Annotated in this window: 10 protein-coding genes; 7 read left to right on the top strand and 3 right to left on the bottom strand. The window is 73.6% G+C overall.

Translation table 11 applies throughout. The annotated features are described in order from the left end of the window. Window positions 1-143: 143 nt before the first annotated feature. The 3 genes from LE181_RS30870 (at window position 144) to LE181_RS30880 (ending at window position 3,385) form a co-directional block, all read left to right on the top strand. Window positions 144-989, top strand: coding sequence for a GNAT family N-acetyltransferase (locus tag LE181_RS30870; protein ID WP_225664827.1), 846 nt, complete (start codon window positions 144-146; stop codon window positions 987-989). 35 nt (window positions 990-1,024) lie between these two features. Continuing rightward, the gene (locus LE181_RS30875) at window positions 1,025-1,558 is read left to right on the top strand and encodes a GNAT family N-acetyltransferase (protein WP_225664828.1); all 534 of its coding nucleotides are present in this window, start codon (window positions 1,025-1,027) and stop codon (window positions 1,556-1,558) included. Window positions 1,559-1,672: 114 nt separating this feature from the next. After that, a complete protein-coding gene (locus LE181_RS30880; RefSeq protein WP_225664829.1) occupies window positions 1,673-3,385 on the top strand; it encodes a proline--tRNA ligase in 1,713 nt (570 codons plus the stop codon). Between the two features lie 101 nt (window positions 3,386-3,486). Here the strand turns inward: LE181_RS30880 and LE181_RS30885 are convergent, their stop codons facing one another. From LE181_RS30885 to LE181_RS30895, 3 genes are read right to left on the bottom strand one after another with little or no spacing between them, the layout of a single operon-like run. Next, the gene (locus LE181_RS30885; RefSeq protein WP_225664830.1) at window positions 3,487-4,440 is read right to left on the bottom strand and encodes an aminoglycoside phosphotransferase family protein; all 954 of its coding nucleotides are present in this window, start codon (window positions 4,438-4,440) and stop codon (window positions 3,487-3,489) included. 31 nt (window positions 4,441-4,471) lie between these two features. Next, window positions 4,472-4,954, bottom strand: coding sequence for a ferritin-like domain-containing protein (locus tag LE181_RS30890; protein ID WP_225664832.1), 483 nt, complete (start codon window positions 4,952-4,954; stop codon window positions 4,472-4,474). Further along, on the bottom strand, window positions 4,951-5,496 hold the full coding sequence (locus LE181_RS30895; RefSeq protein WP_225664834.1) for a hypothetical protein: 546 nt from the start codon (window positions 5,494-5,496) through the stop codon (window positions 4,951-4,953). The genes LE181_RS30890 and LE181_RS30895 overlap by 4 nt, the downstream gene beginning before the upstream one ends. A 170-nt stretch (window positions 5,497-5,666) precedes the next feature. On the opposite strand from LE181_RS30895, the gene rimP reads away from it, so the two are divergent. The 4 genes from rimP to LE181_RS30915 form a co-directional block, all read left to right on the top strand. Then, complete coding sequence (rimP, locus tag LE181_RS30900) at window positions 5,667-6,200, top strand: ribosome maturation factor RimP (RefSeq protein ID WP_225664836.1); 534 nt, start codon at window positions 5,667-5,669, stop codon at window positions 6,198-6,200. A 2-nt stretch (window positions 6,201-6,202) separates the two neighbouring features. Next, entirely contained in the window at window positions 6,203-7,195 is a 993-nt protein-coding gene (nusA, locus tag LE181_RS30905) for a transcription termination factor NusA (RefSeq protein ID WP_225664837.1), read from the top strand. Between the two features lie 210 nt (window positions 7,196-7,405). After that, window positions 7,406-7,687, top strand: a complete 282-nt coding sequence (locus LE181_RS30910; RefSeq protein WP_190112969.1) for a YlxR family protein — start codon at window positions 7,406-7,408, stop codon at window positions 7,685-7,687. 151 nt (window positions 7,688-7,838) lie between these two features. Next, window positions 7,839-8,294 (top strand): translation initiation factor IF-2 N-terminal domain-containing protein (locus LE181_RS30915; protein ID WP_225664839.1); only part of this gene is annotated, 456 nt, incomplete at its 3' end.

Here is an 8,294-nt window from a genome sequence, read left to right on the forward strand (position 1 = left end):
CGCACCACGGCCGTGCCCCGCCCCTCCCGGGCGGGGCACCGCCATATCCGGCCGCGAGGGAGGTGCCCCGGGAAACCGGGAGGTACAGTGCCAGGACCCGTTCCCCATGGCCCCCGGCCCGCGACCGTGAGGCAATCGCACACGTGCTGACGACGTCCACCACCAAGGTCCTGGAGCCCGGCGAGCTCGACGCCGCCCTCGCCGTCCTCGACCGTGACCCCGTCGCCAACGCCTTCGTCGCCGCCCGCGTCCAGGTCGCCGGACTCGACCCCTGGCGGCTCGGCGGCGAGATGTGGGGCTGGTACGCGGAAGGCCGCCTGGAGTCGCTCTGCTACGCCGGCGCCAACCTCGTCCCCATCTGCGCCGGCCCCGAGGCCGTACGCGCCTTCGCCGACCGCGCCCGCCGCTCCGGCCGCCGCTGCTCCTCCATCGTCGGGCCGGCCCCCGCCACCACCGAGCTGTGGTCCCTGCTCGAACCCCACTGGGGACCCGCCCGAGAGGTCCGCGCCCACCAGCCCCTGATGGTCACCCGGTCCATGCCGGCGGGCATCGAGCCCGACCCGTACGTGCGCCGCGTCCGCAAGGACGAGATGGAGGTGATCATGCCGGCCTGCGTGGCGATGTTCACCGAGGAGGTCGGCATCTCCCCGCTCGCCGGCGACGGAGGACTGCTCTACCAGGCCCGCGTCGCCGAGCTCGTCGGCTCCGGCCGCTCCTTCGCCCGCATCGAGGACGGCCGCGTCGTCTTCAAGGCCGAGATCGGCGCCGCCACCGACCGCGCCTGCCAGATCCAGGGCGTCTGGGTCGCCCCCGAGCACCGGGGCCGCGGCCTGTCCGTGACCGGCATGGCCGCCGTGCTCGGCCACGCGCTGCGCGAGGTCTCCCCGGTCGTGAGCCTGTACGTCAACGACTACAACGCCGCCGCGCGGGCCTCGTACCGCCGGGTGGGCTTCGAAGAGGTCGGCGCCTTCATGAGCGTGCTGTTCTGAGGGGGCCCGGGCAGACGTGCGGGTAGCCTCCCCGCATGGATGACATCGTGGTCGGACCGCTCGACCTCGCCGCGCGGGTGGACGAGGCGCTGGCCGTGCAGGCCGTCGCCTTCGGGCTGACCCCCGAGGAGGTCGGCGTACGGCGCCAGATCGTGCTCCGGCACCTGACCTGCCCCGGCGCCCGGGCCCTGGGGGCCACCACCGCCGAGGGCCGGCTCGTGGGCTTCGTCTACGGCATGCCCAACGACCGCACGCACTGGTGGTCCACCGTCGTCGAGCCCTACCTGCGGGCCAACGGCTGCGACGGCTGGCTCGACAACGCCTTCGTCATCACCGAGCTGCACGTCCACCCCGCCTTCCAGAACCGCCGCATCGGCCGCACCCTCATCACCGGCATCACCGCCACCGCGCAGGAGCCGCGCTCCATCCTCTCCGCCATCGACAGGGAGAGCCCGGCCCGGGCGCTCTACCGCAAGCTCGGCTACCGGGACCTCGCCCGCCACGTGGTCTTCCCCAGCGCGGCCAGCCCCTACGCGGTGATGGGCGCACCGCTGCCGCTGCTGAGCTGAGCTGCGCACAACCGAGGGGCGGAGCCGGGGTAAACCGTTTTCCGGTTGTCAGTGGCTGCGGTTAGTCTCCTCGCCATCACGCCCCGTACGCCCGCACGCAGCAGGAGACGTCCCATGGCCCACGTCCAGCGCATGTCCACCGCGATGATCAAGACCTTGCGCGACGACCCGGCCGACGCCGAGACCGCCAGTCACAAGCTGCTGGTGCGGGCCGGCTACGTGCGCCGCTCCTCGGCGGGGGTGTGGACGTGGCTGCCCCTCGGCAAGAAGGTCCTGGACAACGTCATGCGGGTGGTGCGCGAGGAGATGGACGCCATCGGCGGCCAGGAGGTCCTGCTCCCCGCCCTGCTGCCGAAGGAGCCCTACGAGACGAGCGGCCGCTGGAAGGAGTACGGCGACCTGCTCTTCCGGCTGCGCGACCGCAAGGGCGCGGACTACCTCCTCGGGCCCACGCACGAGGAGATCTTCACGCTGACGGTCAAGGACCAGTGCACGTCCTACAAGGACCTGCCGGTGATCCTCTATCAGATCCAGACCAAGTACCGGGACGAGGCGCGGCCCCGCTCCGGCGTGCTGCGCGGCCGCGAGTTCCAGATGAAGGACTCCTACTCCTTCGACACCACGGACGAGGGCCTCGCCGAGTCCTACCGGCTGCACCGCGCCGCCTACCGGCGCATCTTCGAACGCCTCGGCCTGGACCACCGGATCGTCTCCGCCGTCTCCGGTGCGATGGGCGGCTCGGCGTCGGAGGAGTTCCTGGCGCCCGCGGCGGCCGGTGAGGACACCTTCGTGGACTGCCCGTCGTGCGACTACGCGGCCAACACCGAGGCGGTGACCACGGTCGTCGCCCCCGCCGATACCTCCGCCCACGGCCCGGTCGAGGAGCTGGACACCCCGGACACCCCCACCATCGAGACCCTCGCCGCACACCTGGGCGTGCCCGCCTCGGCCACCCTGAAGAACCTCCTCGTCAAGGTCGACGGCACGATCACGGCCGTCGGCGTGCCCGGCGACCGCGAGGTGGACCTCGGCAAGCTCGCCGAGCACCTGGCCCCCGCCGTCGTGGAGTTGGTGACGGCCGAGGACTTCACCGGCCGCCCCGACCTCGTCCGCGGCTACGTCGGCCCGCAGGGACTGGCGGACGTGCCCTACATCGCCGACCCGCGCGTCGCGCCCGGCACGGCCTGGATCACGGGCGCCAACAAGCCGGACACGCACGCGCGCAACGTTGTCTGCGGCCGCGACTTCACCGTCGACCGCCACCTCGACGTCGTCGTGGTCGAGCCCGGCGACCCCTGCCCGTGCTGCGGGGCGGGCCTGGAGATCGGGCGGGCGATCGAAATCGGTCACATCTTCCAGCTCGGCCGCAAGTACGCCGACGCGTTCGGGCTCGACGTGCTGGGCCCGCAGGGCAAGCCGGTGCGGGTCACCATGGGCTCGTACGGCATCGGCGTCTCCCGCGCGGTGGCCGCCCTCGCCGAACAGACCCACGACGCCGCCGGTCTGTGCTGGCCCCGCGAAGTCGCCCCGGCGGACGTCCACGTGGTGGCCGCCGGCAAGGCCGTACAGAGCGAACTGGCCGACGCGGTGGCCGCACGCCTGGCCGAGGCGGGGGTGCGCGTCCTGCTGGACGACCGGGCGGGCGTCTCACCGGGCGTCAAGTTCACGGACGCGGAACTCATCGGGGTGCCGACGATCCTGGTCGTGGGGCGCCGCGCGGCCGACGGCGTGGTCGAACTGAAGGACCGCCGCACGGGCGAGAAGGAGGAACTGCCGGTGGACGAGGCGGTGTCGAGGCTGACGGAGGCGGTGCCGGCAGGGCGCTGACGGCGGAGATTCGCCCACCCGCCCTCTCTTGTCCTCAAGCCGGACGGGCTGAATTCCAGCCCGTCCGGCGCCCCGGACCGGGTCCGGGGCGGCGCCCCGGCCTACAGCAACCCCGCGAACTCCAGGAGGAGTTCCCCCTGACTCCGTTCCCCCCGCGCCAGCGCCAGCGCACCCGCCTCCGCCGCCCGGAACAGCGTCCAGCCCCGCAGCCGCCCGGCGTCGACGTCCAGTGACTCCGACAGCTTCGCCACCCGTCGCCGGGCCGCCGCGGCGGCCCCCGGTGCCGCCAGCAGCGTGTCGGCGCGGTCCCGCACCAGCCACGCCAGGTCGTACGCGCGCTCGCCGACCAGCGGGCGGGGCGCGACGGCCAGCCACGGCACGCGGTCGGCGGCCAGCACCGTGCCCTGGTGGTACTCGCCGTGCAGCAGCACGGCGCTCTCCTCCGCGGTACCCGCCAGTAGATCCCCGTGCAGCTCCAGCGCCTCGTCGAGCAGGGCCCGCACGTCCGCCGCCCACGGCTGTTCGCGGTGGGAGCGCAGGACGTCGGCCGCCGCCGCCGTGTGAGCGGCCACGGTCGGGAAGTCCGGGCCGGGCGCGGCCGGCGGGGGCACCCACAGCCGCTGCAGCGTGGCCGCCGCCTCCAGCTGGGCCTTGGGCTCCGCGAGGGAGCGCAGGCTGACGTCGCCGTGCAGGCGCTCCAGCAGCAGCGCCCCGTTCGCCGTGTCCACGCGCAGCGGACGCACCGCGCTGCGGCCGTCCCAGTGCGCGAGCGCGGCGTGTTCGAGGGCGGTCGTGCCGTCGGGCGGGGAGAGCTTGAGCGCGGCGGGCGTGCCGTCGGCCTGCCGGACGAGGACGACCATGCTGGTCCGCCCGCCGGGCATCTGCACCCGTTCGGGTGTCAGTTCCCAGTGCGCCAGGCACTCCCGGGCGATGTCCGGCAGCGCGGCGAGCCACCGCCGTGCCACCTCTGCGGTGACGGAGGCGGAGGCGGGGTCCGAGCCCAGGGACCGAACCAGCCTTTCCGGCGGTTCGAGGCGGTCGTGAGCGTTGGCCATCCCTGAGCTGTCCCTTTCGTTCTTTCGCTGATCAGGCCCGCGGGGAGGGGCCGCCCGGCGAGCCGCCGGGCCCGGTGGAAGCGGCCCGCTCCGCGAGCCCAGGGAAGGCTACGCTGCCGCCGCTCCAGCGCACCGCGCGCACCGCCGCCTCCCGCAGCGCGGCGGCCGCCTCGGCGCGCAGACCGCCCGTGGCGGCCCGGACGAGATCGGCGTGGACGGCGGCGACGCGGTTCTCCAGCTCCGCCGCCAGCCGCACCGCGGCCGCCGCGTCCGGCACCGGGAACGGCAGGGCGTACGCGGCCGCCGCGGCCCCGGGCTCGGCGCCCAGGTCGCGGACGGCGCGGATCATGGCGTCGCGCCGGGCCCGGTGCGCGTCGTACGCCTCCCGCGCCTCGGCCTCCCGCGCGTCGTCGACCCGTCCGCCGACGACCCCGTAGCCGTAGACCGCCGCGTGCTCGGCGGCCAGCGCGGCCTGCGCCGCGGCCAGCACCTCGCCGGAGCGGGAGCGCCTCATGAGCCACCTCCGGTGAGCAGGTAGGCGTGGGCCGCGCCGGCCGCCGCCACGGAGGCCAGGAGACGGGCCAGCTCGGGGCCGGCCCCGCCGAGGGCGGCGGTGCGGGCGTCGGCCGTGCGGCGTTCGGCGTCGGCGAGCGCCCCGAGCGCCGCCCGCTCTTCACCGGGCACCTGCACGCCCCCGGCCGGCGGGGACGCGGCAGGGGACGTCGATGCGGACGACGGGGAAGGAGACGCGGAAGAGGCGCCGAACGCCTCGGCGTGCCGGGCCACATCGGCCCGCAGGGGCCGCAACCGGGACTCCAGGGCGGCGTGCGCGGCGATCGTCGCGTCGTAACGCGCCAGCAGCGCCGCGCTGTCCCGGGCGGCGCCCTCGCGCAGCCGTCCGTCCGCGGCGGAGCGCCCGTCAGCACCCGCCCCGCCGGAGGAACATCCGGCCAGCAGCGCACTGCCGCCGGCGGTCAGCAGGGCCGCCGCGGCCCCGGCCAGTACCCTGCGTCTGCGCGGGTCGTCGGCGCCCCGCGTCGTCGTCGTGAGCGGCACGATCCTCTTTCCGCCTCGTCCGGGCATGATCACCGCACGCGAGCGTACCGGCGCGCGGCCGGCCGGCCGTGGACCGGGCACCGAATCGTCAGCCGGCTGCCGGAACAGATAGGCTTTGACCTGACACGCGACTTTCCCACAACAGCACACGCGGCCGAGGAGTCACCCGGATGAGCACCACCCAGAGCGAGAGGCTGCGCGAGCTGCTCGCCCCTCTCGTCAGCGCGCGAGAGCTGGAGCTGGAAGAGGTCGAGGTGACACCCGCCGGCAAGCGGCGCGTCCTGCGCATCGTGGTGGACTCCGACGAGGGCGTGCAGCTGGACACGTGTGCGGATCTGAGTCGCGACATCTCCGCGAAGCTCGACGAGACGGACGTCATGGGCGGCGCTCCGTACGTCCTTGAGGTCACCTCCCCCGGCGCCGACCGCCCCCTCACCCAGCACCGCCACTACGTCCGTGCCACCGGCCGGCTGATCAAGGCGCAGCTGACGGAGGGCGGTGAGCTCGTCGCGCGGATCGTCTCCGTGGACGACGAGGGCCTCGACCTGGAGGTGCCCGGCGTGAAGGGCCGCAAGGCCACCGCCCGCAGGCTGGCGTTCGCGGAGATCGCGAAGGCGCGCGTGGAGATCGAGTTCAACCGTAAGACGGCCGACAAGGCCGTCGACGAAGCAGACGAATCCGACGAGATTCAGGAGGAGGCGTAGCCGTGGACATCGACATGAGCGCCCTGCGGGGTCTGGTGCGAGAGAAGGAGATCTCCTTCGACCTGCTGGTCGAGGCGATCGAGTCGGCCCTCCTCATCGCCTACCACCGCACCGAGGGAAGCCGTCGCCGGGCCCGCGTGGAGCTGGACCGGTCGACCGGGCACGTGACGGTGTGGGCCAAGGAGGACCCGCAGGACCTCGCCGAGGGCGAGGAGCCGCGCGAGTTCGACGACACCCCCTCCGGCTTCGGCCGGATCGCCGCGACCACCGCGAAGCAGGTCATCCTCCAGCGTCTGCGCGACGCCGAGGACGAGATCACTTTCGGTGAGTTCGCCGGCCGCGAGGGCGACGTCGTCGCGGGCATCGTGCAGCAGGGCAAGGACCCCAAGAACGTCCTGGTCGACATCGGCAAGCTGGAAGCCATCCTGCCGGTGCAGGAGCAGGTGCCGGGCGAGGAGTACAAGCACGGCACCCGCCTGCGGACGTACGTCGTCCGCGTGGCCAAGGGCGTCCGCGGCCCGTCGGTGACGCTCTCGCGCACCCACCCCAACCTGGTGAAGAAGCTCTTCGCCATGGAGGTCCCGGAGATCGCGGACGGTTCGGTGGAGATCGCCGCCATCGCCCGCGAGGCCGGCCACCGCACCAAGATCGCGGTCCGGTCCACCCGCTCCGGCCTCAACGCCAAGGGCGCCTGCATCGGCCCGATGGGCGGCCGCGTCCGCGCGGTCATGGCCGAGCTGCACGGCGAGAAGATCGACATCGTCGACTGGTCGGACGACCCGGCGGAGCTGGTGGCGCACGCACTGTCCCCCGCACGGGTGAGCAAGGTCGAGGTCGTGGACCTCGCCGCCCGCTCCGCCCGGGTGACCGTGCCGGACTACCAGCTCTCCCTCGCCATCGGCAAGGAGGGGCAGAACGCCCGTCTCGCCGCCCGCCTCACCGGCTGGCGGATCGACATCCGCCCGGACACCGAGCAGCAGCCCGAGCGCGACTGACCCGCGGGCAGCGCACAGAAGCGACGGGGGGCGTGCGGCAAGCCGCCCCGAGCGGCCCCGATTGGTCCGTAAAACGACCATGAGGGGCCCGCATCCCCCCGGTGGGCCCGGCCCCGGGCCCCGAATCCTGGCCGATCATGGCCGAAACGTATACGTGCACGCACAGTGCCCCGAAGGGGTGAGGTCGGCACGGGGAGGTAGACTTAACCAGTGTCTGGCCGGACGCATGCCCGCGCATGCCCTGAGCGCACCTGTGTGGGGTGCCGGGAGCGAGCGGCCAAGGGCGAACTGCTGCGGACCGTGGTGATCGAGGGCGTCTGCGTCCCCGACCCTCGCGGTACGCTGCCCGGCCGGGGTGCCTCCGTGCATCCCACACTGGTCTGCCTCGATCTGGCGGTGCGCCGCCGGGCGTTCCCCAGGGCCTTCAAAAGCCCGGGTCCGCTCGACACGGCGGAGTTGCGTCAGTACGTCGAACAGATCGATCAGCAGTAGAGATCGGCCCCGCCTGCGCGGGGAGACCCATGTCAGGTACCTCGCGAGTTGGAAGTAGGTCGAGATTGCGATGAGCACTCGATGAGTACGCGATGAGTACGCCCATGAAGTAGCGACGGTCCGGTGGACACCCGGACCTAGAAGGAGCGAAGTGGCTAAGGTCCGGGTATACGAACTCGCCAAGGAGTTCGGAGTGGAGAGCAAGGTCGTCATGGCCAAGCTCCAAGAACTTGGTGAATTCGTCCGTTCGGCGTCCTCGACCATCGAGGCGCCGGTCGTCCGCAAGTTGACTGACGCATTGCAGGGACCCGGCGGCAACGCCGGCAAGTCCGCTGCGAAGCCCGCGGCGCCGCGCAAGGCCGCGCCGAAGCCGGGTGCCCCCACTCCGGGTGCCCCCCGTCCCGCTGCCCCGGCCCCCAAGCCGGCTGCGGAGACCCCCACCACCCCCAAGCCGTCCGGCGCCGCGCCGACCCCCGGTCCGCGCCCCGGCCCGAAGCCCGCTCCGGCGGCTCCGGCCAAGCCGGCCCCCGTCACCCCGGTGCCCGCCGCGGAGTTCTCCGCGCCGGCCCCGGCCGCACCCTCCCAGGACCGGCCCGCGCCGCGTCCC

This window comes from Streptomyces sichuanensis (assembly GCF_020328095.1).
GTDB lineage: Bacteria > Actinomycetota > Actinomycetes > Streptomycetales > Streptomycetaceae > Streptomyces > Streptomyces cinnamoneus.

What these genes read in the sequence shown, in the direction of transcription:
- LE181_RS30880 (WP_225664829.1), top strand. Translation starts at nt 1,673, where the DNA reads ATGGCCCACGTCCAGCGCATGTCCACCGCGATGATCAAGACCTTGCGC.
- LE181_RS30875 (WP_225664828.1), top strand. Translation starts at nt 1,025, where the DNA reads ATGGATGACATCGTGGTCGGACCGCTCGACCTCGCCGCGCGGGTGGAC.
- LE181_RS30885 (WP_225664830.1), bottom strand. Translation starts at nt 4,440, where the DNA reads ATGGCCAACGCTCACGACCGCCTCGAACCGCCGGAAAGGCTGGTTCGG.
- rimP (WP_225664836.1), top strand. Translation starts at nt 5,667, where the DNA reads ATGAGCACCACCCAGAGCGAGAGGCTGCGCGAGCTGCTCGCCCCTCTC.
- LE181_RS30890 (WP_225664832.1), bottom strand. Translation starts at nt 4,954, where the DNA reads ATGAGGCGCTCCCGCTCCGGCGAGGTGCTGGCCGCGGCGCAGGCCGCG.